The 24,471-nt window shown below is 69.2% G+C and carries 38 protein-coding genes; 2 read left to right on the forward strand and 36 right to left on the reverse strand.

What is annotated here, in order from left to right:
- Window positions 1–29 precede the first annotated feature (29 nt).
- Window positions 30–575, forward strand: coding sequence for a hypothetical protein (locus tag AB0C25_RS06045; protein WP_357370176.1), 546 nt, complete (start codon window positions 30–32; stop codon window positions 573–575).
- Between the two features lie 282 nt (window positions 576–857).
- Here the strand turns inward: AB0C25_RS06045 and AB0C25_RS06050 are convergent, their stop codons facing one another.
- From AB0C25_RS06050 to AB0C25_RS06060, 3 genes are read right to left on the reverse strand one after another with little or no spacing between them, the layout of a single operon-like run.
- Window positions 858–1,802 carry an aldo/keto reductase gene (locus tag AB0C25_RS06050; RefSeq protein WP_357371038.1) on the reverse strand — a complete coding sequence of 315 codons (945 nt, stop codon included), beginning with the start codon at window positions 1,800–1,802 and terminating at the stop codon, window positions 858–860.
- A 54-nt stretch (window positions 1,803–1,856) separates the two neighbouring features.
- Window positions 1,857–3,536: an ATP-binding cassette domain-containing protein gene (locus tag AB0C25_RS06055; RefSeq protein WP_357370178.1), complete on the reverse strand. Its 1,680-nt coding sequence runs from the start codon at window positions 3,534–3,536 to the stop codon at window positions 1,857–1,859.
- 40 nt (window positions 3,537–3,576) lie between these two features.
- A complete protein-coding gene (locus AB0C25_RS06060; protein WP_357253554.1) occupies window positions 3,577–4,182 on the reverse strand; it encodes a methyltransferase in 606 nt (201 codons plus the stop codon).
- A gap of 103 nt (window positions 4,183–4,285) precedes the next feature.
- Here AB0C25_RS06060 and AB0C25_RS06065 point away from each other — a divergent pair, with 103 nt between their 5' ends.
- On the forward strand, window positions 4,286–5,410 hold the full coding sequence (locus tag AB0C25_RS06065; RefSeq protein WP_357370180.1) for a hypothetical protein: 1,125 nt from the start codon (window positions 4,286–4,288) through the stop codon (window positions 5,408–5,410).
- A 19-nt stretch (window positions 5,411–5,429) separates the two neighbouring features.
- Here AB0C25_RS06065 and truA read toward each other — a convergent pair whose 3' ends face one another.
- The 33 genes from truA to rpsJ all read right to left on the reverse strand — a co-directional run bounded on the left by truA (window position 5,430) and on the right by rpsJ (window position 24,334).
- Window positions 5,430–6,260 carry a tRNA pseudouridine(38-40) synthase TruA gene (gene truA / locus AB0C25_RS06070; RefSeq protein WP_357370182.1) on the reverse strand — a complete coding sequence of 277 codons (831 nt, stop codon included), beginning with the start codon at window positions 6,258–6,260 and terminating at the stop codon, window positions 5,430–5,432.
- 67 nt (window positions 6,261–6,327) lie between these two features.
- Window positions 6,328–6,885, reverse strand: a complete 558-nt coding sequence (rplQ, locus tag AB0C25_RS06075) for a 50S ribosomal protein L17 (RefSeq protein WP_357370184.1) — start codon at window positions 6,883–6,885, stop codon at window positions 6,328–6,330.
- 34 nt (window positions 6,886–6,919) lie between these two features.
- Window positions 6,920–7,942, reverse strand: coding sequence for a DNA-directed RNA polymerase subunit alpha (locus tag AB0C25_RS06080; RefSeq protein ID WP_007465227.1), 1,023 nt, complete (start codon window positions 7,940–7,942; stop codon window positions 6,920–6,922).
- Between the two features lie 98 nt (window positions 7,943–8,040).
- Window positions 8,041–8,667, reverse strand: a complete 627-nt coding sequence (gene rpsD / locus AB0C25_RS06085) for a 30S ribosomal protein S4 (protein WP_357370186.1) — start codon at window positions 8,665–8,667, stop codon at window positions 8,041–8,043.
- A gap of 13 nt (window positions 8,668–8,680) precedes the next feature.
- Window positions 8,681–9,088 carry a 30S ribosomal protein S11 gene (gene rpsK, locus AB0C25_RS06090; protein ID WP_030329919.1) on the reverse strand — a complete coding sequence of 136 codons (408 nt, stop codon included), beginning with the start codon at window positions 9,086–9,088 and terminating at the stop codon, window positions 8,681–8,683.
- 87 nt (window positions 9,089–9,175) lie between these two features.
- Complete coding sequence (gene rpsM / locus AB0C25_RS06095; protein ID WP_030329917.1) at window positions 9,176–9,556, reverse strand: 30S ribosomal protein S13; 381 nt, start codon at window positions 9,554–9,556, stop codon at window positions 9,176–9,178.
- Window positions 9,557–9,820: 264 nt separating this feature from the next.
- A complete protein-coding gene (gene rpmJ / locus AB0C25_RS06100; protein WP_357253706.1) occupies window positions 9,821–9,934 on the reverse strand; it encodes a 50S ribosomal protein L36 in 114 nt (37 codons plus the stop codon).
- A gap of 91 nt (window positions 9,935–10,025) precedes the next feature.
- The gene (gene infA, locus AB0C25_RS06105) at window positions 10,026–10,247 is read right to left on the reverse strand and encodes a translation initiation factor IF-1 (protein ID WP_007073013.1); all 222 of its coding nucleotides are present in this window, start codon (window positions 10,245–10,247) and stop codon (window positions 10,026–10,028) included.
- A gap of 309 nt (window positions 10,248–10,556) precedes the next feature.
- A complete protein-coding gene (locus AB0C25_RS06110; RefSeq protein WP_357370188.1) occupies window positions 10,557–11,144 on the reverse strand; it encodes a DUF1707 domain-containing protein in 588 nt (195 codons plus the stop codon).
- A gap of 369 nt (window positions 11,145–11,513) precedes the next feature.
- Entirely contained in the window at window positions 11,514–12,365 is an 852-nt protein-coding gene (gene map / locus AB0C25_RS06115) for a type I methionyl aminopeptidase (RefSeq protein ID WP_357370190.1), read from the reverse strand.
- An 87-nt stretch (window positions 12,366–12,452) separates the two neighbouring features.
- Window positions 12,453–13,106 (reverse strand): adenylate kinase, encoded by a 654-nt coding sequence (locus AB0C25_RS06120; protein ID WP_007465256.1) that lies wholly within the window; start codon window positions 13,104–13,106, stop codon window positions 12,453–12,455.
- On the reverse strand, window positions 13,107–14,435 hold the full coding sequence (secY, locus tag AB0C25_RS06125; RefSeq protein WP_357370192.1) for a preprotein translocase subunit SecY: 1,329 nt from the start codon (window positions 14,433–14,435) through the stop codon (window positions 13,107–13,109).
- Window positions 14,436–14,669: 234 nt separating this feature from the next.
- Window positions 14,670–15,113, reverse strand: coding sequence for a 50S ribosomal protein L15 (gene rplO / locus AB0C25_RS06130; protein ID WP_357253568.1), 444 nt, complete (start codon window positions 15,111–15,113; stop codon window positions 14,670–14,672).
- Window positions 15,113–15,295 (reverse strand): 50S ribosomal protein L30, encoded by a 183-nt coding sequence (gene rpmD, locus AB0C25_RS06135; RefSeq protein ID WP_007465262.1) that lies wholly within the window; start codon window positions 15,293–15,295, stop codon window positions 15,113–15,115. Before rpmD ends, rplO begins: the two co-directional genes overlap by 1 nt.
- Window positions 15,295–15,909 (reverse strand): 30S ribosomal protein S5, encoded by a 615-nt coding sequence (rpsE, locus tag AB0C25_RS06140; RefSeq protein ID WP_007465263.1) that lies wholly within the window; start codon window positions 15,907–15,909, stop codon window positions 15,295–15,297. The genes rpmD and rpsE overlap by 1 nt, the downstream gene beginning before the upstream one ends.
- A gap of 33 nt (window positions 15,910–15,942) precedes the next feature.
- Window positions 15,943–16,332, reverse strand: a complete 390-nt coding sequence (gene rplR / locus AB0C25_RS06145) for a 50S ribosomal protein L18 (protein ID WP_357080808.1) — start codon at window positions 16,330–16,332, stop codon at window positions 15,943–15,945.
- Complete coding sequence (rplF, locus tag AB0C25_RS06150) at window positions 16,329–16,871, reverse strand: 50S ribosomal protein L6 (RefSeq protein ID WP_357370194.1); 543 nt, start codon at window positions 16,869–16,871, stop codon at window positions 16,329–16,331. Before rplF ends, rplR begins: the two co-directional genes overlap by 4 nt.
- A gap of 16 nt (window positions 16,872–16,887) precedes the next feature.
- Window positions 16,888–17,295 carry a 30S ribosomal protein S8 gene (gene rpsH / locus AB0C25_RS06155; protein ID WP_272613586.1) on the reverse strand — a complete coding sequence of 136 codons (408 nt, stop codon included), beginning with the start codon at window positions 17,293–17,295 and terminating at the stop codon, window positions 16,888–16,890.
- A gap of 116 nt (window positions 17,296–17,411) precedes the next feature.
- On the reverse strand, window positions 17,412–17,597 hold the full coding sequence (locus AB0C25_RS06160; protein WP_007465272.1) for a type Z 30S ribosomal protein S14: 186 nt from the start codon (window positions 17,595–17,597) through the stop codon (window positions 17,412–17,414).
- A 1-nt stretch (window position 17,598) separates the two neighbouring features.
- The gene (gene rplE / locus AB0C25_RS06165) at window positions 17,599–18,165 is read right to left on the reverse strand and encodes a 50S ribosomal protein L5 (protein ID WP_354944330.1); all 567 of its coding nucleotides are present in this window, start codon (window positions 18,163–18,165) and stop codon (window positions 17,599–17,601) included.
- Window positions 18,165–18,485, reverse strand: coding sequence for a 50S ribosomal protein L24 (rplX, locus tag AB0C25_RS06170; RefSeq protein WP_172899047.1), 321 nt, complete (start codon window positions 18,483–18,485; stop codon window positions 18,165–18,167). Before rplX ends, rplE begins: the two co-directional genes overlap by 1 nt.
- On the reverse strand, window positions 18,482–18,850 hold the full coding sequence (gene rplN, locus AB0C25_RS06175) for a 50S ribosomal protein L14 (protein WP_357253571.1): 369 nt from the start codon (window positions 18,848–18,850) through the stop codon (window positions 18,482–18,484). The genes rplX and rplN overlap by 4 nt, the downstream gene beginning before the upstream one ends.
- 97 nt (window positions 18,851–18,947) lie before the next feature.
- Window positions 18,948–19,226: a 30S ribosomal protein S17 gene (rpsQ, locus tag AB0C25_RS06180; RefSeq protein WP_030489590.1), complete on the reverse strand. Its 279-nt coding sequence runs from the start codon at window positions 19,224–19,226 to the stop codon at window positions 18,948–18,950.
- The gene (rpmC, locus tag AB0C25_RS06185) at window positions 19,223–19,459 is read right to left on the reverse strand and encodes a 50S ribosomal protein L29 (protein ID WP_007465283.1); all 237 of its coding nucleotides are present in this window, start codon (window positions 19,457–19,459) and stop codon (window positions 19,223–19,225) included. Before rpmC ends, rpsQ begins: the two co-directional genes overlap by 4 nt.
- Window positions 19,459–19,884 carry a 50S ribosomal protein L16 gene (gene rplP / locus AB0C25_RS06190; RefSeq protein ID WP_053653940.1) on the reverse strand — a complete coding sequence of 142 codons (426 nt, stop codon included), beginning with the start codon at window positions 19,882–19,884 and terminating at the stop codon, window positions 19,459–19,461. The genes rpmC and rplP overlap by 1 nt, the downstream gene beginning before the upstream one ends.
- Before the next feature lie 3 nt (window positions 19,885–19,887).
- Window positions 19,888–20,757: a 30S ribosomal protein S3 gene (rpsC, locus tag AB0C25_RS06195; RefSeq protein ID WP_007465294.1), complete on the reverse strand. Its 870-nt coding sequence runs from the start codon at window positions 20,755–20,757 to the stop codon at window positions 19,888–19,890.
- On the reverse strand, window positions 20,757–21,215 hold the full coding sequence (gene rplV / locus AB0C25_RS06200) for a 50S ribosomal protein L22 (RefSeq protein ID WP_007465297.1): 459 nt from the start codon (window positions 21,213–21,215) through the stop codon (window positions 20,757–20,759). The genes rpsC and rplV overlap by 1 nt, the downstream gene beginning before the upstream one ends.
- Before the next feature lie 41 nt (window positions 21,216–21,256).
- Window positions 21,257–21,538 carry a 30S ribosomal protein S19 gene (gene rpsS, locus AB0C25_RS06205; RefSeq protein WP_007465299.1) on the reverse strand — a complete coding sequence of 94 codons (282 nt, stop codon included), beginning with the start codon at window positions 21,536–21,538 and terminating at the stop codon, window positions 21,257–21,259.
- A gap of 12 nt (window positions 21,539–21,550) precedes the next feature.
- Window positions 21,551–22,390, reverse strand: coding sequence for a 50S ribosomal protein L2 (gene rplB / locus AB0C25_RS06210; protein ID WP_357253573.1), 840 nt, complete (start codon window positions 22,388–22,390; stop codon window positions 21,551–21,553).
- Between the two features lie 12 nt (window positions 22,391–22,402).
- Window positions 22,403–22,705: a 50S ribosomal protein L23 gene (gene rplW / locus AB0C25_RS06215; protein WP_007465304.1), complete on the reverse strand. Its 303-nt coding sequence runs from the start codon at window positions 22,703–22,705 to the stop codon at window positions 22,403–22,405.
- Window positions 22,702–23,352, reverse strand: coding sequence for a 50S ribosomal protein L4 (gene rplD / locus AB0C25_RS06220; RefSeq protein ID WP_110563096.1), 651 nt, complete (start codon window positions 23,350–23,352; stop codon window positions 22,702–22,704). Before rplD ends, rplW begins: the two co-directional genes overlap by 4 nt.
- Window positions 23,349–24,014: a 50S ribosomal protein L3 gene (gene rplC, locus AB0C25_RS06225; RefSeq protein WP_184178725.1), complete on the reverse strand. Its 666-nt coding sequence runs from the start codon at window positions 24,012–24,014 to the stop codon at window positions 23,349–23,351. The genes rplD and rplC overlap by 4 nt, the downstream gene beginning before the upstream one ends.
- 11 nt (window positions 24,015–24,025) lie before the next feature.
- The gene (rpsJ, locus tag AB0C25_RS06230) at window positions 24,026–24,334 is read right to left on the reverse strand and encodes a 30S ribosomal protein S10 (protein WP_007073037.1); all 309 of its coding nucleotides are present in this window, start codon (window positions 24,332–24,334) and stop codon (window positions 24,026–24,028) included.
- Between the last annotated feature and the right edge of the window lie 137 nt (window positions 24,335–24,471).

The following is a 24,471-nucleotide window of genomic DNA, read 5'->3' on the forward strand; positions in this document are numbered from 1 at the left end:
AGGGGCCTCCCTCATTCGTAGTCGAGGAGATGTCCGTGACGGTTATCCGCAAGGTGTTGGCCGCCGTGTTCGCCGGGCTGGCCCTGACCCTGTTGTCCGCTGCCCCGGCGGCCGCCCGGGCCGACAAACTCAAGCTGACGGTGGCCGGCGACGGGGCCGAGGGAGTCACCATCCAGGCCACCTACGCCGATGGCCGGCGGCTGGACCGGGTGGTGCGGTTGGTGCTCACCGCCACCGGCCCGGACGGGCAGAAGGTCGGCCCGGTGCAGTTGGAGCCGCAGCCCGAGGGGCAGGGCTTCTACAGCAGCGGAAAGCTGCTCACTGCCGGCACGTGGAAGGTGACTGTGAACTCCCCGGCTCCCCTGCCGGGCAAGGCCACCGCCACGGTGCAGGCCCGTGCCGCGCAGTCTCCGCCGGCACCCAAGCCGGTGGCGGTCAACGAGCCGACTGACGGCGGCGGCGGGGCGGGTGCCGGCTGGTGGCCGTTCGCGGCGGCCGGCCTGGTCCTCGTCGCCGGGGCGATGGGGGTGGCCATGCTGTTCGGCCGCCGCCGCACCGACACGCCGAACGACTGACCGACAGCCACCCAGCACCACCGCGACAACCGGGCCGGGCCGCCACGAGCGGCCCGGCCCGTTGCCGTCCCAAGCGGCCCGTGACCGCCCCGAGCGGCCCGTGACCGCCCCGAGCGGCCCGTGATCGACTCGGTGTCCTTGAAGTCGGGGCCTCCCGGGCCGCGGGTCAGCCCGATTCCAAGGAACGCGAGTGGATCACCGGGCGGCGCGCGCGGCCACCCAGCGCGCGGCCACCCAGCGCGCGGCCGGCCGGATCAGGCCAGCGCGTGCGTCGCGGCTCGTTCAGAGGATGGCGCGCAGCGCCGCCAGGTCCTCGTCGCTGGGCTCCCAGGTGCCGGCGGCGGCATTGGCGCGTACCTGGTCGGGCGTGGTGGCACCGGCGATCACCGAGGTCACCGCCGGCTGGGCCGCCAGCCCACCGATCGCCACCTGGAGCATGCTCACGCCCCGCTCGGCCGCGTACGCCTCGATCGCCTCGATGGTGTCCCAGTCGGCCGCCGCGAGCCGCTCCGCGTACCGGCCACCGCCGGAGAGCCGGCTGCCGGCCGGCGGCTGACCCGAGCGCTTGTACTTGCCGGTGAGCAGCCCGTTGGCGAGCGGGAAGAACGGCAGCATGCCGAGGCCGAACCGGTCACAGGCCGGGATGATCTCGGTCTCGACCGAGCGCTCCAGCAGGCTGTAGTGGTTCTGCGCGCTGATGAAGCGGGAGCGGCCGTTGGACGAGGCCACCCAGTCCGCGTCGGCGATCTGCCAGCCGGCGAAGTTGGAGTTGCCCAGGTAGCGCACCTTGCCGTCGCGGACCAGGTCGTCCAGGGCGGCGAGGGTCTCGTCGATCGGGGTGCCCGGGTCGGGCTCGTGCATCTGGTAGAGGTCGATGTGGTCGGTGCCGAGCCGGCGCAGCGACGCCTCCACCGCGCGGGCGATGTAGCGCCGCGAACCCCGGGCGCCGAAGTCCGGCCCGTTCAGGCCGAACATGTCCATGCCGAACTTGGTGGCCACCACCACGTCGTCCCGGCGGCCCTTGAGCGCCTGCCCGAGCAACTCCTCCGAACTGCCCTGCGGCTCGCCGTAGATGTCGGCGGTGTCGAACAGGGTGATCCCGGCGTCCAGGGCGGCGTCCACCACCGCGCGGGTGCCGTCGAGGTCGAGCTTGCGGCCGAAGTTGTTGCAGCCGATGCCGACCACGGACACCACGAGCCCGGAGTCGCCCAGCCGGCGATAGGTCATGTCAGTCACGTGATCCACCCTATGCCGGTCGGCCGCGGCGGACCCACGGACCGCTCAGCCCACGTCCCAGACCGGCTCCGGGGTCTCCACCACCTCGCTGTCGCCTCGGAACAGCACGAACCTGTCGAAGGAGCGGGTGAACCAGCGGTCGTGGGTGACCGCGATCACCGTCCCCTCGAACGCGTTCAGGCCGGCTTCGAGGGCCTCCGCGCTGGCCAGGTCGAGGTTGTCGGTGGGCTCGTCGAGCAGCAGCAGCGTCGCTCCGGACAGTTCCAGCAGCAGCACCAGGAACCGGGCCTGTTGACCGCCGGAGAGCGTGCCGAAGCGCTGGTCGCCCTGTGCGGCCAGCTCGTAGCGGCTGAGCACCCCCATCGCCGCGTTCCGGTCCATTCCCTGACGGTGTTCGTCACCCCGCCACAGAATTTCGACGAGCGTCTTCGACATCAGCTCCGGTCGGTCGTGGGTCTGGGAGAAGTGCCCGGGGCGGACCCGGGCGCCGAGGCGGGCCGTACCGTCGTGTGCCACCGGCGCGAGCGCGCCCGCCCCGTCGACCGGTCCGTTGGCCGGGTCGGGGTCGGTGCCGCCCCGGGCCAGCAGCCGCAGGAAGTGCGACTTGCCGGTGCCGTTGGCGCCGAGCACCGCCAGCCGGTCGCCGTACCAGATCTCCAGGTCGAAGGGGAAGGTCAGGCCGTCGAGCTCCAGCTGCTCGCAGACGACCGCGCGCTTGCCGGTCCGTCCGCCGCTCAGCCGCATCCGGATGTCCTGGTCCTTCGGGGGTACGGGCGGCGGCCCGGCCTCCTCGAACTTGCGCAGCCGGGTCTGCGCGGCCTGATAGCGCGAGGCCAACCCGTCGTTGTACGCGGCCTTCTGCTTGTACATCAGCATCAGCTCGCGCAGCTTCTGGTGCTCCTCGTCCCAGCGTCGACGCAGCTCGTCGAGGCGGGCGTGGCGAGCCACCCGAGCCTCGTACCAGCTCGCGAAGCCGCTCGGGTGCACCCAGGCGCTGCCACCCTCGACGGCCACCACCCGGTCGGCGCTCTGGGCCAGCAGCTCGCGGTCGTGCGAGACGTAGAGCACCGACTTCGTCGACTCGCGCAGTCGCGCCTCCAGCCAGCGTTTGCCGGGTACGTCGAGGAAGTTGTCCGGTTCGTCGAGCAGCAGCACCTCGTCCGGGCCGCGCAGCAGCAACTCCAACGCGAACCGCTTCTGCTGGCCCCCGGAGAGGGTGCGCACCGGTCGGTCTCGGACGGCGTCCCAGGGCTGGCCGAGCACGATCGTCGCGACGGTGTCGAAGAGTACTTCGGCGTCGTACCCGCCGGCCTCGCCCCAGGCGCCGAGCGCGTCGGCGTACGCCAACTGGGCCTTGCCCGCCGCGTTGCTGAACTTGCCGTGGGCCTCGGCCGCCCGCATGGCCGCCTCGGTCTCGGCGAGTCGGCGGCCGGCGTCGCGCAGCGACGGCGGGGCCAGGGACAACGCCAGGTCGGCGAGCGTCGACTCGTCGCCGATCATGCCGATGAACTGCCGCATCACGCCCAGGCCACCGGCCCGCGCGACGGCGCCGCTGCGCACCGGCAGGTCACCGGCGACCATCCGCAACAGGGTCGTCTTCCCCGCGCCGTTCGGCCCGACCAGGGCGACCTTGCTGCCCTCACCCACCCGGAACGACACGTCGGCGAAGAGTTCCCGACCGTCGGGCAGAACGTGCCCGACCGCTGCCACATCCACGTATCCCACGCCGGGATCCTGCCCCAGCGAGGGCGGGAGGGACATCCAATTACCGGGTGAGCCGCAGCACCCGGAAGCCCTTCTGGCTGGCGTACCGCTCGACCTGCCAGCTCTGCTCGGTGAGCCAGCGTTGCAGCGAGTCGCCACCGAGGTGGCGGGCGACGACCAGCCAGCCGACGCCGTCCGGCGCGAGCCGGGGCAGCCAGCGCAGCAGCAGCTCGTGCAGCTCGTCCTTGCCGATGCGAATGGGTGGGTTGGACCAGATCTGCGCGAACCGGGTGTCCGCCGGCACGTCGTCCGGGGCGTGGACCCGGACCCGGTCGGCGGCTCCGATCCGGGCCGCGTTGGCGGCGGTCAGCTCGCGGGCGCGGGCGTTGACGTCGACAGCCCAGACCGTGCTCGCCGGTGCCAGGTCGGCCAGCACGCACGCGATCGGGCCGAAACCGCAGCCGAGGTCGAGCAGGTCGCCGGCGGTGTCGGCGGCGGGCAGCTCGGCCTTGCGCAGGAGTACGGCGGTGCCCGGGTCGAGGCGGCTGGCGGAGAAGACGCCGCCGGCCGAGGCGAGCCGGTAGTCGCGGTCGGCGACGGAGAACTCGACCTCGCGCGGCGGAGCGTCGCTGGCGGGCTGAGCGCTGAAGTAGTGGTCGCCGGTCACGCCGGCAATTCTCGCACCGGTCCGGGCCCGCCATGACGCGACCCACGCACACATTTACCCGATATTACCCCCTAAAGGGACAATCACTCCTACTCTGGGCGACATGGTGTATCGGTACGAGTCCGATGAGGACGCTTTCGAGGAGTACCCGGAGACCGGGTCCGACCTGTCGGTGTTCGGCGCCGGTCCGCCCCCGCCGGCCGGGCCCTCTCCGTCCCGCTTCCCCACACCGTCGCTGCCCCGGGCGAACCAGCTCGCGCTGCCGTCGACGCAGGCGGCGCCGACCCGTGCCCACATCGCGCCCGAGGAGCCCCGCAGCCAGGTCTACACCTCCGCCACCGCCACGCAGCCCGGAGCCGGGCGCGGGAACGGCCGGCTGTGGCAGGTGCTGATCGGCGGTGCGGCCGTCCTGGTGCTGCTCGCACTCTGCGGCCTCGGCGCCGCCGCGCTGCTCGACGAGCGCGACGGGGAGCCGGCGGCCAACCCCACGAACCAGCCGAACTACGTCCCGGCAACCGCCGGACCGGAACGACCGGCACTCGACTCCCGGGAATCCGACCAGGCCCCGCTCACCGCCAAGGAACTCTTCCCCGGCAAGGAGCTGACACTCACCGACGGCCAGCCGAGTTACCAGGTGCTCAAGACGCAATCCAGCGGAAGCTGCGCCGTCGCCGCCACCGGCGAGGTCGCCGACCTGCTGGCCCTCCTCGGCTGCAACCAGGTCGTCCGGGCCACACTGCGGACGCCCGACGGCGACCACCTGGTCACCGCCGGGTTGTTCAACCTCACCGACAAGGTCAGCGCGGAACGGGCCCGGGACCGGATCCGCCCACTCCTCGACGAGCGGAAGGGCCGGTTCCGTGGCCTCACCGCCGGCGACAGCGACGGCACCGACGTGCTGACCAGCGCCCCCGCCCGGGTCGGCTGGCAGGTACGCGGCCACTACCTGGCGTACGCGCTTGTCGTCCGCGCGGACGGGGCGACGATCAAGGCGGGCGACACCACGGTGCGCGAGATCCTGTTCGACATGATCGAGTTGCACCTCAGCCGGGGAGTCCTGCAACAGCGGGCCGACGGTGGCACCGCCGCCCAGCCGACACCGGAACCCACCACCGCCCCGCCGACGCCCGAACCCACCACCGTCCTGCCCACGCCGGAACCCACAGTCGTCCCGCCGACACCGGAATCCACCGCCGGCAGCGGCGACGGCGAGCTGCCCGGGGAGTGAGCCCCGCCACCGTCGGCGGTCAGCCCTCGATCGGGACCCGCAGTCGACGGGTGAGGTCGGCCCGGCGGGCGTACTCGGACGGATCGGCGGGGTAGCCGACGGCGACCAGGGTCAGCCCACGCGCGGGAGCCACCGTCACCTCGCTGGAGCGGTCCTGACGGGTGAGCAGGCTGCCCGGCCACTCGACCGGACGGCGACCGTCCCCGGCCACCAGCATCGCCCCCACCAGGCTGCGCACCATCGCCTGACAGAACGCGTCGGCCTGCACGGTGGCGACCAGGATGCCGTCCGGATCACGGCGCCAGTCCAGCCGGGTCACCTCGCGCAACGTGGTCGCGTTCTCCTTGCGCCGGCAGTACGCGGCGAAGTCGTGCTCCCCCACCAGCCCGGCCGCGGCGGCGTTCAGCGCCGCCAGGTCCAACGGCTTCGGCCAGGCCAGCACCTCGTGCCGGCGCAACGGCTCGGCGCCGAAGGGCGCATCGGTGACCCGGTACTCGTAGCGCCGGAAGGTCGCCGAGAATCGGGCGTCGAAGTCGGCCGGCACCTCGGTCATCGCCCGGACGCGCACGTCGGTGGGGAGCAGCCGGGCCAGCCGACGCAGCAGCCGCCCCTCGTGCTGCCGCCACACGTCGACCAGCAGGTCCAGGTGGCAGACCTGCCCGGTGGCGTGGACTCCCGCGTCGGTCCGTCCGGCCACCGTCAGCCCGGTGACCGCGCCGGCGCCGAGGACCAGGTCCAGGGTCTCGACGAGCACACCCGCGACGGTGCGCCGGGTCGGCTGGGCGGCCCAGCCGGAGAAGTCCGTGCCGTCGTACGAGACATCCAGCCGCAGCCGGATCCGCTCGTCCACCTCGTACCTCCTGTTACGGATCGGGCCCGGCACCCCGATGGGGTGCCGGGCCCGACGTTGCCCTTGATCAGGCCTTGTTCTCGGTGGCCTCGTCGCTGTCCTCGCGGGCGGCGTCGGTGTCACCGGACGCCGACACCGGCGCCTCGGAGTCCTGGTCGGTCGAGGCCGACTGCGGGGTCTCGTCGGCCGGCGCGAGCGCCTCGACCTTGTCCTGCTGCGCGGCCTTGCGGGCGGCGGTCTTCTTGTTCACCTTGGGCTCGGCGACCTGAAGCTCCTCCACCAGCTCGATGATGGCCATCGGCGCGTTGTCACCCTTGCGCGGACCGGTCTTCACGATCCGGGTGTAACCGCCGGGGCGGTTGGAGTACCGGGGCGCGATCTGGTCGAACAGGGCGTAGACCACGTCCTTGTCCTTGACGACACCCAGCACCCGCCGCCGCGAGGCGAGGTCACCGCGCTTGGCCTTGGTGATGAGCTGCTCGGCCAGCGGACGCAGCCGACGGGCCTTCGTCTCGGTGGTCTGGATCTTGCCGTGCTGGAACAGCGCGGTCGCCAGGTTGGCGAGCATCAGCCGCTCGTGCGAGGGGCTGCCGCCGAGGCGGGGGCCCTTGGTGGGCGTGGGCATTTTTGGTGCTCCTCAGTTGTGGCGGCAGCGCGGACTAGAGCTGCTCGGTCTCGCGGTAGTCGTCGGTGTCGTAGTCGGCCTCGCCGAAGGTGTCCACGACGTGCGCCGGGTCGAAGTTCGGAGCCGAGTCCTTCAGCCCGAGACCCATCCCGGCGAGCTTCATCTTGACCTCGTCGATCGACTTCTGACCGAAGTTGCGAATGTCGAGGAGGTCGGCCTCGGTACGCCCGATGAGCTCACCAACGGAGTTGATGCCCTCGCGCTTGAGGCAGTTGTAGGAGCGGACGGTGAGGTCCAGCTCCTCGATCGGCAGGGCCAGGTCCGCCGCCAGCTGGGCGTCCTGCGGGGACGGCCCGATGTCGATGCCCTCGGCGGTCTCGTCCAGCTCCCGGGCCAGCCCGAACAGCTCGACAAGCGTCGAACCGGCGGAGGCCAGCGCGGTACGCGGACCCATCGACGGCTTGGTCTCGACGTCGATGATCAGCCGGTCGAAGTCGGTGCGCTGCTCGACACGGGTCGCCTCGACGCGGTAGGTCACCTTCAGCACCGGCGAGTAGATCGAGTCGACCGGGATACGGCCGATCTCGGCGCCGGACTGCTTGTTCTGCGCCGCCGTCACGTAGCCCCGGCCCCGCTCGACGGTCAGCTCCATGTCGAGCCGGCCCTTGCCGTTGAGGGTGGCGAGCTTGAGATCCGGGTTGTGCACCGAGACGCCGGCCGGCGGCTGGATGTCGCCCGCGGTCACGTCGCCCGGGCCCTGCTTGCGCAGGTACATGCTGACCGGCTCGTCGTGCTCGGAGCTGACGCACAGCTCCTTGATGTTCATGACGAGCTCGACCACGTCCTCCTTGACACCGGGGATCGTGGTGAACTCGTGCAGGACACCGTCGATCTTGATCGAGGTGACGGCCGCGCCCGGGATCGACGACAGCAGCGTGCGCCGCAGCGAGTTGCCCAGGGTGTAGCCGAAGCCCGGCTCGAGCGGCTCGATGGCGAACCGCGACCGGGTCTCGTTGATCGACTCCTCGGAGAGGGAGGGCCGCTGACTGATGAGCATCTTTTCTCTTCTCTTCCGGGGCGCCCGCTATTTGACGCCCACGACACAAACTGTTCCGGTGGCCCGCCCCGAAGGGCGGACCACCGAACGAGCTCGGACTACTTGGAGTAGAGCTCGACGATCAGCTGTTCCTGGACCTGCGTGTCGATGACCTGCCGGGCCGGGAGGGAGTGCACGAGCACCTTCATCTGGCTCGGGATGGCCTCAAGCCACGCCGGAACCGTCTTCGAGCCGGCCTGAGCCTGCGCGACGATGAACGGGGTGAGCTCCTTGCTCTTGCCCCGAACCTCGATGATGTCGTGCTCCTTGACGCGGTACGACGGGATGTCGACCTTCTTGCCGTTCACCGTGAAGTGACCGTGCTTGACCAGCTGGCGGGCCATGTCCCGCGAGTGGGCGTAGCCGGCCCGGTAAACGACGTTGTCCAGCCGCGACTCGAGGATCTGCAGGAGGACCTCACCGGTCTTCGCCTGCTTGCCAACGGCTTCCTCGTAGTAACCGCGGAGCTGCTTCTCCAGCACGCCGTAAACCCGACGGGCCTTCTGCTTCTCGCGGAGCTGGAGCAGGTACTCCGTCTCCTTCGTGCGGCCGCGGCCGTGCTGCCCGGGCGGGAACGGCCGGGACTCGAACGGGCACTTCGGACCATCGCACTTGCTGCCCTTGAGGAACAGCTTCATCTTCTCCCGCCGGCAACGGCGGCAGTCTGCACCGGTGTAACGAGCCATCTCTCTCTACCTCTCAGACCCGGCGACGCTTCGGCGGACGGCACCCGTTGTGCGGCTGCGGGGTGACGTCGGCGATCTGGCCGACCTCGAGGCCCACGGCCTGCAGCGAACGGATGGCGGTTTCCCGGCCGGAGCCGGGGCCCTTGACGAACACGTCGACCTTGCGCATGCCGTGCTCCATGGCGCGACGCGCGGCAGCCTCGGCGGCCAGCTGCGCGGCGAACGGAGTCGACTTGCGGGAGCCCTTGAAGCCCACCTGGCCAGCGGAGGCCCAGGAGATGACCGCACCGGTCGGGTCCGTGATGGACACGATGGTGTTGTTGAACGTGCTCTTGATGTGCGCCTGCCCGTGGGCGACGTTCTTGCGTTCCTTGCGCCGGACCTTCTTTACAGCGGCTCCGGCACGAGCCTTCGGTGGCATAAGTCTGTGCGCTCCTAGTTGACTTTCCGGATCGGGTTGCGGCCTGACCCGCCTCGGCGGCGGCCGACCCCGTCATCCGGTCAAGAACTACTTCTTGCCGGGCTTCTTCTTGCCGGCGACGGTCCGCTTCGGGCCCTTGCGGGTCCGTGCATTGGTCTTGGTCCGCTGGCCACGCACGGGCAGGCCCCGGCGGTGCCGGATGCCGGCGTAGCAGCCGATCTCGACCTTGCGGCGGATGTCAGCGGCGACCTCGCGGCGCAGGTCGCCTTCAACCTTGTAGTTGCCCTCGATGTGGTCGCGGAGCTGCACGAGCTCCTCGTCCGTGAGGTCCCGAGCGCGCTTGTCCGGCGAGATGCCGGTGGCGGCGAGTGTCTCCAGGGCGCGGGTACGACCGACCCCGAAGATGTAGGTGAGCGCGATCTCCAACCGCTTTTCGCGGGGGAGATCCACGCCGACTAGACGTGCCATGTGCGGGCGTACTCCTCGTGATGTGTGGCGGAGGTGTGGACCCGTCCCACCCCGCTACCGGCCGTCCCGTCTTTCCGACGCGGTGAGCGCCGGCGACCGGGATCGGTCGCTGCCCGAGCGGGCCCCGGCCTCCGACCGGGGGTCAGCCACGCAGAGGTACGTCTGGCGTACCGCTCGCGGCTGGGACGAGCATGTGTGATGTGTGTGTCGCTGCGGACTGCCTGGACCAACACCACCCGGCCGTGTTCCGGCCGGACGGCTGAGTCAGCCCTGGCGCTGCTTGTGGCGCGGGTCGCTGCAGATGACCATGACCCGGCCGTGCCGGCGGATAACCCGGCACTTCTGGCAGATCCTCTTGACGCTCGGGTTGACCTTCACGGTTGCCTTACTTCCCATCTGGCCCAGGGACGCGCTCTACGCGACACCGGACGTCGAAGACAGACACGGGACTTCCCGGCCGTCGTCAGGACTACTTGTAGCGGTAGACGATGCGCCCGCGGGTCAGGTCGTACGGCGAGAGTTCGACGACGACCCGGTCCTCCGGAAGGATGCGGATGTAGTGCTGCCGCATCTTGCCGCTGATGTGAGCCAACACCTTGTGGCCGTTCGCGAGCTCCACCCGGAACATGGCGTTCGGCAGGGGCTCGATGACCCGACCCTCGATCTCAATGGCTCCGTCTTTTTTCGGCATGTCCTCCGCTGTCCTGACGTCGATTGCTCCGGGCGGCCCACAACGTCTTACACGGAAATCTGATCAGAACCAGAAGACCGCGCCAGCCGCGGCTCCAGCTCCCACCGAAGCGCAGGGTGGGCATGCCGGAGTGGACGCTGTGCGCCGATCTGAAAGTGTACGCCGGCCTGCAGTCGCACGCCAAACCGGCCACCCAACACGCCGCCGGGTCAGGTGCTGAGCCCCACCCGAGGGCCAGATGATCTCCGAGAGATCGCCTGCGGATCGGTGACCCTGACCACCCCCGGCCCGAGGCGACGCCGCCGGTGGTCAGCCAGCCGGCTGCGGATCGTCGCGTTCGTCGGATTCACCGGAACGCAGCTCCCGCCGGCGTTCCCGCTTCGCCCGTTTGCGCTGCCGCCGCCGCGCCCGCTCGATCGCCTGACGCCGGGGCTCTCCCCCGGCCAACCCCGTGACCGTACGCACCACCAGCACCGCACCCCAGGGTCCCGCCACCCAACCTGGCCAGAAGTAGAGCAGCTGCTGGCTGAGCACCGACGTCACCGCCCAGATGGCCACCACGATGGCGATCACCTTCAGGTACGGCAGCCACAACTCACCCAACCAGCGTGCCGTGGCGTCACCGGTCGGTACCTGGTCGGGCTGGCCGGCCGGCGGGCTGACGGCCGGCCCACCGGCCGCCGCCGGCGCCAGGACCGACGACTGCGACGGCGTCACCGGCGGCAGGTCGGTGAGCAGAGCTTCCAACTCGGCGTACGTGCGGGCCGCGTAGGCCCGTTGCAACCGCTCGTCGTACTCGTGCAGGTCCAGTCGCCCCTCGTTGAGGGCGACCCGTAACCGTTCGGCCACCGCCGCACGGTCCGCGTCCGCGGCTCGCATTCCGTCGCGCCCGTCCATGCCGGCAAGCATGCCACTCCCAAGCCAGCCCCGCGCCCCACCAAAACCACCCCCACCCACCGGCCCCGGCCCTCGGCCGCCGACCCCCGGTCCCCGGTCCCCGGTCGCCGGTCGCCGGTCGCCGGTCCCCGGTCCCCGGTCGCCGGTCGCCGGTCGCCGGTCGCCGGTCGCCGGTCGCCGGTCGCCGGTCGCCGGTCGCCGGTCGCCGGTCGCCGGTCGATCATGGGGTTATAGCTCGGGACAGCGGCGTGTCGTGCCGATAACCCCATGATCAACGGGACGAGACGGGGCCGGGCGGGGGTGGGGGTTGGGTGGGGCAGGGGGTTGGGTGGGGCAGGGGGTGGGGGTGGGTTGGGTTGGGGGTGGGGCTTAGGGGGTGGTGGAGGCTGCTGGTTGGCGGGCGGTCACCAGGTCGCCCAGGCGAGCGCGGCCGCCGTCGAAGGCCGTGAGGACCCACACGCCGTCCGGCAGCAGGGCCATCGAGTGCTCGACGTGCGCCGCGATCGAGCCGTCCCGGGTGACGACCGTCCAGCCGTCGGCCAACTCGACCGTACGCGGGGACGCCATCGTGATCATCGGCTCGATGGCCAACGCCATGCCCGGCACCAGACGTGGACCCTTGCCCGGCCGGCCGTGGTTGAGCACGTGCGGGTCCTGGTGCATCTCGGTGCCGATGCCGTGCCCGCCGTAGCCGTCGACGATGCCGTAGCGGCCGCCCTTGCGAACGGCGCTCTCCACGGCGTGCGAGATGTCGGTGAGCCGGCCCTTGCCGCTGGCCGCGCCGCGGGCGGCGGCGGCGATGCCGGCCCACATGGCGTCCTCGGCGACCTCGGCCATCTTCAGCAGTGCCGGGTTGACGTCGCCGACCCCGACGGTGATGGCGGAGTCGCCGTGCCACCCGTCCAGCACCGCGCCGCAGTCGATCGAGATCAGGTCACCAGCCTGAAGCACCTGCGTCGGCGACGGGATCGCGTGCACGATCTGCTCGTTGACCGAGGAGCAGATCGACGCCGGGAAACCGTGGTAGCCCTTGAACGACGGCACACCACCCGCCTCGCGGATGGTCGACTCGGCGATGGCGTCCAGATCAGCGGTGCTCACGCCGGGGGCGACAGCCTCCCGCATCCGGCGGAGCGCCTCGGCGACCACCAGACCGGCGGCCCGCATCTTCTCGATCTGGTCAGGGGTCTTCAGCTGGATGTCCAGCTGGGGACGACGCATGGAGCGATTACCTTTCGTTGCCGAACAGCGGGGCACGTCATGCGTACCCCGCTGTTCGCACTCTATCCGCCGTGGTCCGGCAGGACCTCAGCCGCCGTACGACCGCAGTGCGTCGATGGCCCGGGTGGTGACGTCCTCCACCGGGCCGGTGGCGTCGATCCCGACCAGCTTGCCCTGAGCGCCGTAGTAGTCGACCAGGGGCGCGGTCTTCTCGCTGTACTCACGAAGCCGGGTGGCGATCGTCTCCGGCTTGTCGTCGTCGCGCTGGAACAGCTCGGCGCCGCACCTGTCGCAGATACCCGGCCGGGTGGTGGCGTCGAACTCGACGTGCCAGATCTTGCCGCAACCCCGGCAGGTACGCCGACCGGAGAGCCGCCGGATCACCTCGTCGTCGTCGACCACCAGCTCCAGGACCAGATCCAGCGCGGTGCCCAGGTCGGCGAGGAGCTTGTCCAGGGCGGCCGCCTGCGGAGTGGTCCGCGGGAAGCCGTCGAGCAGGAAGCCCTCGCTGGCATCGGGCTCGGCCAGCCGGTCCCGGACCATGTTGATGGTTACCTCGTCCGGAACCAGCTCGCCTGCGTCCATGTAGCGCTTCGCCTCGACGCCGAGCGGCGTGCCCTGGGTGACGTTCGAGCGGAAGATGTCTCCGGTCGAGATCTTGGGTACCGACAGGTGCGCAGCGACGAACTCAGCCTGCGTGCCCTTACCCGCACCCGGCGGGCCAACCAGAACGAGTCTCATCTACCGCAGGAACCCTTCGTAGTTCCGCTGCATGAGTTGGCTCTCGATCTGCTTCACGGTCTCCAGACCGACGCCGACCATGATGAGCACAGCGGTGCCACCGAACGGGAAGTTCTGGTACTGCTGGTCGTCCAGCCAGATGAAGAAGAAGTTCGGCAGGATCGAGATGACGCCGAGGTAGAGCGCGCCCGGCAGGGTGATCCGGCTGAGGATGAAGTCCAGGTAGTCGGCCGTCGGCTTGCCCGGCCGGATGCCCGGCACGAACCCGCCGTACTTCTTCATGTTGTCCGCGACCTCGGTCGGGTTGAACGTGATCGAGACGTAGAAGTACGTGAAGAAGATGATCAGCAGGAAGTAGACCGAGATGTAGATCGGGCTGCTCGGGTTGACCAGGTTGTTCTGGATCCACGCCTGGGTCTTGCCCGGATCGTTCTGGTCGAAGAACTGCAGGGCAAGCTGCGGCAGGTAGAGCAGCGACGAGCCGAAGATGACCGGGATCACACCCGCCTGGTTGACCTTCAGCGGGATGTAGGTCGAGGTGCCGCCGTACATTCGCCGGCCGATCATCCGCTTGGCGTACTGCACCGGAATCCGACGCTGTGCCTGCTCGATGAAGGTGACCGCGGTGATGACCACCAGGACCAGCGCGATGACCAGGGCGAACTTGCCCCAGCCCTGGCTCTGCTTGATGTTCCAGCCCTCGCCGGGCAGCCGGGCCGCGATCGAGGTGAAGATCAGGACGGACATGCCGTTGCCGACGCCCCGGTCGGTGATCAGCTCACCGAGCCACATGACCATGCCGGTGCCGGCGGTCATGGTGATCACCAGGATGGTCAGGGTCAGCCAGTCCGGGATGCCGATGCCGGTCGGGATGATCGGGTACTGGTCGCAGCGGTTCTGGAACAGCTGGCCCGAGCGGGCCAGCGCCACGAACGCCGAGGCCTGCAGCACACCGAGCCCGAGGGTCAGGTAGCGGGTGTACTGCGTGATCTTCGCCTGGCCGGCCTGGCCCTCCTTGCGGAGCTGCTCCAGCCGGGGGATCACGACGGTCAGCAGCTGCAGGATGATCGACGCGGTGATGTAGGGCATGATGCCCAGCGCGAAGACCGAGAGCTGTAGCAGCGCTCCGCCGGAGAAGAGGTTGAGCAGATTCAGCGGGCCCGTCGTGTCACCCGAGATGGAGTCGAGGCACTTCTGCACGTTGCCGTACGAGACGCCCGGGCTGGGGAGCGTCGCACCCAGCCGGTAGACCGCGATGATGCCTACTGTGAACAGCAGCTTCTTGCGCAGGTCAGGCGTACGGAACGCACTGAGAAAGGCGGACAGCAACTTCTTCCTCCTGCGCGAGGCGGGCCGCCGGTGATCCCTGGCGGGTGAGGGTGGATCACGGGCGAGTGCCCGCAATCCATGGCTGGGATGGGACTCTAACAGTCCGACCCCGGTCCGGGCAGATGCGCCCGACTACATAAATCGATTCCGATGTTACCGGGCACTTGAGACCTCAGGCAGACCATGGCGCCCGCCAGTTGCTCACAACTGGACGGGCGCCATGGGTGGTACGCCTTACAGCTCGGTGGCGGAGCCACCGGCGGCGGCGATCTTCTCCTTGGCCGACGCACTGAACGCGTGCGCGGTCACCTGGAGCGCCACTCCGCCGAGGTCCCCGGTGCCGAGGACCTTGACCGGGTGACCCTTGCGGACCGCACCGGACTCAACCAGCTCCAGCGGGCCGACCTGACCACCGTTCGGGAACAGCTCAGCGAGTCGGTCCAGGTTGACCACCTGGAAGACCACCTTGAACTTGTTCTTGAAGCCCTTCATCTTCGGAAGGCGCATGTGGATGGGCATCTGCCCACCCTCGAACGCCGCCGAGATGTTCTTCCGGGCCTTGGAACCCTTGGTACCGCGACCGGCGGTCTTGCCCTTGGAACCCTCACCGCGACCCACACGGGTCTTCGCGGTCTTGGAACCGGGCGCCGGGCGCAGGTGGTGAACCTTGATCGTCATTACTCGACCTCCTCGACCTTCACGAGGTGGCTCACAGTGAAGATCATGCCGCGGATCTCGGGCCGGTCCTCCTTGACCACCACGTCGTTGATCCGCTTGAGACCGAGCGAACGCAGCGACTCACGCTGGTTGTGCTTGGTCCCGATACCGGACCGGAGCTGGGTGACCTTCAGACGTGCCATCAGCGCGCCACCCCCGCACGCGACGCCAGCATGGCGGCCGGCGCGACGTCCTCCACCGGCAGACCACGACGCGCCGCGACCTGCTCGGGGGACTCAAGCCCCTTCAGGGCCGCCACGGTGGCGTGCACGATGTTGATCGGGTTCGAGGAGCCGAGGCTCTTCGAGAGCACGTCGTGGATCCCGGCGCACTCCAGCACGGCGCGCACCGGACCACCGGCGATGACACCCGTACCGGCCGAGGCCGGCTTGAGCAGCACGACGCCAGCGGCGTCCTCACCCGTCACCGGGTGCGGGATCGACTGACCGATCCGCGGGACCTTGAAGAAGTGCTTCTTGGCCTCCTCGACACCCTTGGCGATGGCCGCGGGCACCTCCTTGGCCTTTCCGTAGCCCACGCCGACCGTGCCGTCGCCGTCGCCCACGATCACGAGGGCGGTGAAGCTGAAGCGACGACCGCCCTTCACGACCTTGGCGACGCGGTTGATCGCGACGACCCGCTCAAGGTGCGGGGTCTTCTCGACGGGCGCGTTTCCGCGGCCGCCCTCACGGCGGTTGTCGCGGCGACCACCCTCGTTGCCACCGGACCCGCCGCCACGGCGCTGTTGACCTGGCATCAGCAGCCTTCCTTATCTCTCGTGACGGGGTTGTTAGAACTCGAGCCCGGCTTCGCGGGCGGCGTCGGCAAGCGCGGCGACTCGCCCCGCGTACCGGTTGCCGCCGCGGTCGAAGACGACCTTGGAGACGCCGGCGGCCTTGGCCCGCTCGGCGAGCAGTGCGCCCACCTTGCCGGCGAGGGCGCTCTTGTCGCCCTCCGTACCGCGCAGCGAGGCGTCCAGGGTCGACGCCGACGCCAGGGTGTGACCCTTGGTGTCGTCGACGATCTGGGCGACCATGTGCCGCAGCGAACGGGTGACGACCAGGCGCGGACGCTCGGACGTACCGCTGACGTTCTTGCGGACGCGGAAGTGCCGACGCGCACGCCCAACGGCGCGCTTGGCGGCGACGCCGCGGCGGCGCTTGAGCAGCGTGGCGCTCACTTCTTACCTGCCTTTCCGGCCTTGCGGCGGATGACCTCGCCCTGGTACTTCACGCCCTTGCCCTTGTAGGGCTCCGGCGGGCGGATCTTCCGGATGTTTGCGGCGACCTCACCGACCTGCTGCTTGTCGATGCCAGCCACGTGGAACAGGGTCGGCCGCTCCACCGTGAAGGTGATGCCCGCCGGGGCGGGGACGACCACCGGGTGCGAGAACCCGAGCGCGAACTCGAGGTCCGAACCCTTGGCGGTGACCCGGTAACCGGTGCCGGCGATCTCCAGGCTCTTGCGGTAGCCCTCGGTGACCCCGACGATCATGTTGGCAACCAGCGTACGGCTCAGGCCGTGGAGCTCCTTGGCCTTGCGCTCGTCGTTTGGCCGGTTGACGGCCAGCTGCCCATCCTCGGCCCGCTCGACCGTGATCGGCTCGGCGAGGGTGTGCTCAAGCTGGCCCTTGGGGCCCTTGACCTTGACGGTCTGCCCGTCGATCGTGATGTCGACGCCGGCCGGTACCGGGATCGACTTACGTCCAATTCGCGACATTTCTACCAGTCTCCCGTTACCAGACGAAGGCGAGGACTTCCCCGCCAACACTCCGCTTGCGGGCCTGCCGGTCGGTCAGCAGCCCCTGGGACGTCGAAATGATCGCCACGCCCAGCCCACCGAGCACCCGCGGGAGCCCGTCCGACTTGGCGTACACCCGGAGACCGGGCTTGGACACGCGCTTGATGCCGGCCAGGCTCCGCTCGCGGCTCTGGCCGTACTTCAGCTCGACGACCAGTCGCTTGCCGACGGCACCCTCCTCGGGCTCCTCGACCGACCAGGTGGCGATGTAACCCTCGGCCTTCAAGACCTCGGCGATGTTCGCCTTAATCTTGGAGTAGGGCATCTTCACCTGATCGTGGTACGCCTGGTTGGCGTTACGCAGACGCGTGAGCATGTCTGCGATCGGGTCGGTCATCGTCATGGATTTCGTCAGCCTTTCTCGCCGGGGTTCCCGGGGCATCAGCCCCGGGCCTACGGCGAAGAGCAGTACTTAATCGGTGCAGGAGTTCCCGGCCGACGGCCGGGACGCGGTCGCCCTTACCAGGAAGCCTTGGACACGCCCGGCAGCTCACCGCGGTGAGCCATCTCCCGGATGCAGACCCGGCAGAGCCCGAACTTGCGGTAGACCGCCTTCGGACGCCCGCACCGCTGGCAGCGGGTGTACGCGCGAACCGAGAACTTCGGCTTCGCGGCCGCCTTGATGATCAGCGCCTTCTTGGCCATCTCAGTTCTCCTTGAACGGGAAGCCCAGGAGCTTGAGCAGCGCCCGGCCCTCGTCGTCGGTCGTGGCGGTCGTGACCACCGTGATGTCCATGCCCCGCTGGCGATCGATCCGGTCCTGGTCGATCTCGTGGAACACCGACTGCTCGGTCAGACCGAACGTGTAGTTGCCGTGCCCGTCCAGCTTGCGCCCGTCCAGACCGCGGAAGTCGCGGATACGCGGCAGCGAGATGGACAGCAGCCGGTCCAGGAACTCCCACATCCGGTCGCCGCGAAGGGTCACCTTCGCACCGATCGGCATGCCCTCACGCAGCTTGAACTGCGCGATGGACTTGGTCGCCCGCCGCACCTGCGGCTTCTGGCCGGTGATCGTGGCGAGGTCGCGGACCGCGCCGTCGATCAGCTTGGCGTCGCGAGCAGCCTCGCCGACACCCATGTTGACGACGATCTTGACCAGCCGCGGCACCTGCATGGGGTTGCCGTAGCTGTGCTGCTCGCGCAGCTGGGCCACGATCTCGTTGCGGTACCGCTCCTTGAGGCGCGGCAGGGTCTTTTCGGTAGCCGTGGTCATCACAGGTCCTTACCGGTGCTGCGCGCGATGCGGACCTTCTGGCCGTTGTCGTCGATCCGGTAACCGACGCGGGTCGGCTTGCCGTCGGAGTCCAGGACCTGCACGTTCGAGACGTGGATCGGGGCCTCCTGAGTGACGATGCCGCCGGTCTTGGCGCCACGCTGGGTGGTGCTGATGCGGGTGTGCTTCTTGACCCGGTTCACGCCCTCGACCAGGACCTTGTCCTGCCGCGGGTAGGCCTGAATGACCTTGCCCTTGGCACCCTTGTCCTTGCCGGCGATGACGACGACCGTGTCGCCCTTCTTGACCTTCACGGTCACAACACCTCCGGCGCGAGGGAAATAATCTTCATGAACCGCTTGTCCCGCAGCTCCCGGCCCACCGGGCCGAAGATGCGGGTACCACGCGGGTCCCCGCCGTCCTTGATGATGACGGCGGCGTTCTCGTCGAAGCGGATGTACGAGCCGTCCGGCCGACGCCTCTCCTTGGCCGTGCGAACGACGACCGCCTTGACGACGTCGCCCTTCTTCACACCGGCACCCGGGATCGCGTCCTTGACCGTGGCCACGATGACGTCGCCGATGCTCGCGTAGCGCCGACCCGAGCCACCGAGAACCCGGATGCACAGGATCTCCCGAGCACCCGAGTTGTCGGCGACGCGCAGTCGCGACTCCTGCTGAATCACGTCTATCTCCTATGTCTGCCGGTTCTCCGGCCGCCGTAGCGGCCGGAGCCTGGCGGAACCTACGCCCGACGCAACGCCGGGCGAGCTCGAGCCTTCGCTACTTGGCCTTTTCCAGGATCTCCACGATCCGCCAACGCTTGGTGGCGCTCAGCGGCCGGGTCTCCATGATGAGAACCCGGTCACCGGTGCCAGCGGCGTTCTGCTCGTCGTGCACCTTCAGCTTGGCCGTACGGCGCATGATCTTGCCGTACAGCGCGTGCCGAACCCGGTCCTCGACCTCGACGACGACGGTCTTGTCCATCTTGTCGCTGATCACCAGGCCCTCGCGGACCTTGCGGCGCGACCGCGCGGCGGCGGTGGCGGTCTCTTCGGTCATGATGCAGTCACCTCAGTCGGCGCGGCCGAGAGCCCCAGCTCGCGCTCACGCATGATCGTGTAGATCCGGGCGATCTCCCGACGGATGACCTGCAACCGCCGGTTGTTGTCCAGCTGCCCGGTTGCGGCCTGCACGCGGAGGTTGAACAGCTCCGCCTTGGCCTCCCGCAGCTTCGTGACCAGCTCCTCTTCGGAGAGCTCACGCAGCTCGGTCGCCTTAACGCCCGCTGCCATCAGGATTCACCCACTTCGCGCGTAACAATGCGGCACTTCATCGGGAGCTTGTGGATCGCGCGACGCATGGCCTCTCGCGCGGTCTGCTCGTTGGGGAAGGACATCTCGAAGAGAACCCGCCCCGGCTTGACGTTGGCGACCCACCACTCGGGCGAACCCTTACCGGAACCCATCCGGGTCTCGGCAGGCTTCTTGGTGAGGGCCTGGTCCGGGAAGATCGTGATCCAGACCTTGCCACCACGCTTGATGTGGCGAGTCATCGCGATACGTGCCGACTCGATCTGCCGGTTCGTCACGTACGCCGGCTCGAGAGCCTGGATCCCGAACTCGCCGAACACCACCCGGTTACCACCCTTGGACGCGCCACTGCGGTCCGGGTGGTGCGGCTTGCGGAAGCCCTTCGGGGGCTTGCGCGGCATCAGCATCTGTCAGCCCTCCTGCTGCGTTTCTGCCGGAGCAGCCGCGGCGGCGACAGCTGCGCTGTCCACCGGCTCGCCGCTCGGCGTCTCGGCCTGCTGCGCGATGGTGGTCGCAGCAGCCCGCCCGGCCTCGGTGCCACCGGCCGTGGTGCCGGACGAACCCGACCGGCCACGACGCGGACGCTCGGGACGGTCGCCACGCTCACCACGACGCGGGCGGGACGGACCGGCCTCGGCCGGAGCCTCCCGGCCCGGGACGGCGTCGCCCTTGTAGATCCAGACCTTCACACCGATCCGGCCGAACGTGGTACGGGCCTCGAAGAAGCCGTACTCGATGTTGGCCCGCAGCGTGTGCAGCGGAACCCGGCCCTCACGGTAGAACTCGGTCCGGCTCATCTCGGCGCCGCCGAGGCGGCCCGAGACCTGAACCCGGATGCCCTTGCAGACCGGGTTCTTCATCGCCGACTGCATGGCCTTGCGCATCGCCCGACGGAAGCTGACCCGGCTGGACAGCTGCTCGGCCACGCCCTGCGCGACCAGCTGAGCGTCCGACTCGGGGTTCTTCACCTCGATGATGTTCAGCTGAACCTGCTTGCCGGTGAGCTTCTCAAGCTCGCCGCGGATCCGGTCGGCCTCCGCACCCTTACGGCCGATGACGATGCCCGGCCGGGCGGTGTGGATGTCGACCCGAACCCGGTCGCGGGTGCGCTCGATGTCGACCTTGGAAATGCCGGCACGCTCGAGGCCCTTGGACATCATCCGGCGAATCTTGACATCTTCGCCGATGTAGTCCTTGTAGAGCTTGTCCGCGAACCAGCGGGACTTCCAGTCGGTCGAGATGCCGAGCCGGAACCCAGTGGGGTGAACCTTCTGACCCATTACTCGGCGTCCTCCGTCTTGCTCTGCGCTTCGGCCGGTGCGGCCTCCGTGGCCGGGGCGGCCTTCTTCGCCGCGGCCTTCCTCGGCGCTGCCGGCGCGACCGCTTCGACCGCCACGGTGATGTGGCAGGTGCGCTTGCGGATTCGGTACGCCCGACCCTGCGCCCGCGGCTGGAACCGCTTCATCGTCGGGCCCTCATCCACGAAGGCCTCGCTGACGAGCAGCGCGTCGGGGTCCAGCCGCTCGTTGTTCTCCGCGTTGGCGATCGCGCTAGCGAGCACCTTGTACACCTGCTCGCTCGCAGCCTGCGGCGCGAACTGCAGCACCGTGAGCGCCTCCTTCGCGGGCAGGCCGCGGACGAGGTTGACCACCCGGCGCGCCTTCATCGGCGAGATGCGCACGTGCCGCGCAACCGCCCGCGCGCCCGGAAGCACCGGAGCGTCGCCCTTTCCTGGCATCGCTGTAACCCCTTGTTCCCTCTATCCGTATGCCCGCGGCGTCAGCGCCGACGGCTCTTCCGGTCGTCCTTCTCGTGACCCTTGAACGTGCGGGTCAGCGCGAACTCGCCGAGCTTGTGCCCGACCATCGCCTCGGTCACGAACACCGGGACGTGCTTGCGTCCGTCATGAACGGCGATCGTGTGCCCCAGCATCTCGGGGATGATCGTCGAACGCCGCGACCAGGTCTTGATCACGTTCTTGGAGCCCTTGTCGTTCTGTACTTCCACCTTCTTGAGCAGGTGGTCGTCGACGAACGGGCCCTTCTTCAGGCTGCGAGGCATGTCTTATCTCCCTCAGCCGCGCTTACGCGTGGCGTAGCGGCGGCGGACGATCAGCCGGTCACTCGGCTGGCCCTTACGGCGGGTGCGGCCCTCGGGCTTACCCTGCGGGTTGACCGGGTGGCGACCACCGGAGGTCTTACCCTCACCACCACCGTGCGGGTGGTCGACCGGGTTCATGGCGACACCACGGACGGTCGGGCGCTTGCCCTTCCACCGCATCCGGCCGGCCTTGCCCCAGTTGATGTTCGACTGGTCGGCGTTGCCGATCTCGCCGACGCTTGCGCGGCAGCGAACGTCCACCCGCCGGATCTCGCCGGACGGCATACGCAGGGTCGCGTACGCGCCCTCGCGGCCGAGCAGCTGGATACCGACGCCGGCGGACCGGGCCAGCTTGGCCCCGCCACCCGGACGCAGCTCCACGTTGTGGACCGTGGTACCGACCGGGATGTTGCGCAGCGGCAGGTTGTTACCCGGCTTGATGTCGGCGCCCGGTCCGGACTCGACGCGGTCGCCCTGCTTCAGGTCCTTCGGCGCGATGATGTACCGCTTCTCGCCGTCGGCGTAGTGCAGCAGCGCGATGCGCGCCGTGCGGTTCGGGTCGTACTCGATGTGAGCGACCTTCGCCGGCACGCCGTCCTTGTCGACCCGCTTGAAGTCGATCAGACGGTACTGGCGCTTGTGACCGCCGCCGTGGTGCCGCGTGGTGATCCGGCCGTGGGCGTTACGCCCGCCCTTCTTCGGCAGCGGAACCAGCAGCGACTTCTCCGGCGTGGACCGGGTGATCTCGGCGAAGTCAGCGACACTCGAGCCACGTCGGCCCGGCGTCGTCGGCTTGTACTTACGGATAGCCATTGTCTACACCCCTCAGCTGACCGGGCCGCCGAAGGCCTCGATGCGGTCACCGTCAGCCAGCTTCACGATCGCCCGCTTGGTCGCCTTGCGCTGACCGAAGCCGGTCTTGGTGCGCTTGCGCTTACCCTGGCGGTTGAGCGTGTTGACCGTCAGGACGCGGACGTTGAAGATCTGCTGGATAGCGATCTTGATCTCGGTCTTGTTCGCGTCCGGGTGCACCAGGAAGGTGTACCAGTTCCGGTTCAGCTCGCTGTAGCTCTTCTCCGAGACGACCGGCGCCACGATGATGTCGCGCGGGTCGGCGATCGTGCTCACTTGCCACCCTCCTCGGTGGTCTCGGCGGGCACGCCCAGGAACTCGTCCAGGGCGTCCTTGGTGAAGACCACGTCGTCGGCCACCAGCACGTCGTACGTGTTCAGCTGGCCGGACTCGATCAGGTGCACGCGCGGCTCGTTGCGCAGCGACACCCAGTTCAGCTCGTCGGTGCTGCTCAGCACGACCAGGACCCGACGGGCCTCGGTGAGCTTGGTCAGCGTGGCCAGAGCGGCCTTGGTCGACGGCTTCTCGCCCGAGACGAACGCCTCGACGACGTGCACCTGCCCGGCGCGGGCCCGGTCGGAGAGGGCACCCCGCAGAGCGGCGGCCTTCATCTTCTTCGGGGTCCGCTGGCTGTAGTCGCGCGGCACGGGACCGTGCACGACGCCACCGCCGGCGAACTGCGGCGCGCGGATCGAGCCCTGCCGGGCGCGACCGGTGCCCTTCTGCTTGTACGGCTTCTTGCCGCCACCAGCAACCTCGGCGCGGGTCTTGGTCTTGTGCGTGCCCTGTCGGGCCGCCGCGAGCTGGGCCACCACGACCTGGTGCATCAGCGCGACGTTGGCCTGCACGTCGAAGATGTCCGCCGGCAGCTCGACGGAGCTGCTGGTGGTGCCTTCGACGGTGCGCACGTCAACGGTGGTCACTTGGCCGCACCGCCCTTCTTCACCTTGATCTTGGCCGCGGTACGGACCAGAACCAGCGCGCCCTTGGGGCCAGGAATGGCACCCCGGACGAGCAGGAGGTTGTTCTCGGTGTCGACCGCCTGGACGGTCAGGTTCTGCACGGTGTAGCGAACGCCACCCATCCGGCCGGCCATCCGGGTGCCCTTGAAGACACGACCCGGGGTGGCGCAGGCGCCGATGGAACCGGGCGAGCGGTGCTTGCGCTCGACACCGTGGCTGCTGCCCAGACCGTGGAAGCCGTGCCGCTTCATCGCGCCGGCGAAGCCCTTGCCCTTGGTCTTGCCGGTGACGTCGATGGTGACGCCGGCCGGGAACTCCTCGACAGTGACTTCCTGGCCGAGCGAGTATTCCCCGGCGTCCGTGGTGCGCAGCTCGACGATGTGCCGGCGCGGCGCCACGTCCGCCTTGGCGTAGTGCCCGCTGATCGGCTTCTTGACCTTGCGCGGGTCGATGGTGCCGTAGGCCAGCTGGACCGCGGAGTAACCGTCCTTCTCGGCGCTACGAACCTGGCTGATGACGCACGGGCCGGCCTCGACCACGGTCACGGGAACAACACGGTTGTTGTCCCAGACCTGGGTCATGCCGAGCTTGGCGCCCAGGATCCCCTTGACTTGCCTGTCCATTTGTCCGGTCCCTACAGCTTGATCTCGATGTCGACGCCAGCCGGCAGGTCGAGGCGCATGAGCGAGTCGACCGTCTTCGGGGTCGGGTCGATGATGTCGATCAGCCGCTTGTGCGTGCGCATCTCGAAGTGCTCGCGCGAGTCCTTGTACTTGTGCGGCGAGCGGATAACGCAGAAACGGTTGATCTCCGTGGGCAGCGGCACCGGGCCCGCGACCTGCGCCCCGGTGCGCGTCACCGTCTCGACGATCTTCCGAGCCGAGGAGTCGACGACCTCGTGGTCATAGGCCTTGAGCCGGATGCGGATCTTCTGTCCCGCCATGGTGGCTTCTGTTCCTTCTCTCGATGCCGCTGTGTTGCGGGCGCCTGTGCCGGCTGGCACAGGCCCACTTCGCCGACCCCCGCGGTCGGGCGTGTCGCGCCCTCGGGCCGGGCTCCGCCCCGTGGTTCCGGAGTGGT

Source organism: Micromonospora sp. NPDC048839 (assembly GCF_040649915.1).
GTDB lineage: Bacteria > Actinomycetota > Actinomycetes > Mycobacteriales > Micromonosporaceae > Micromonospora.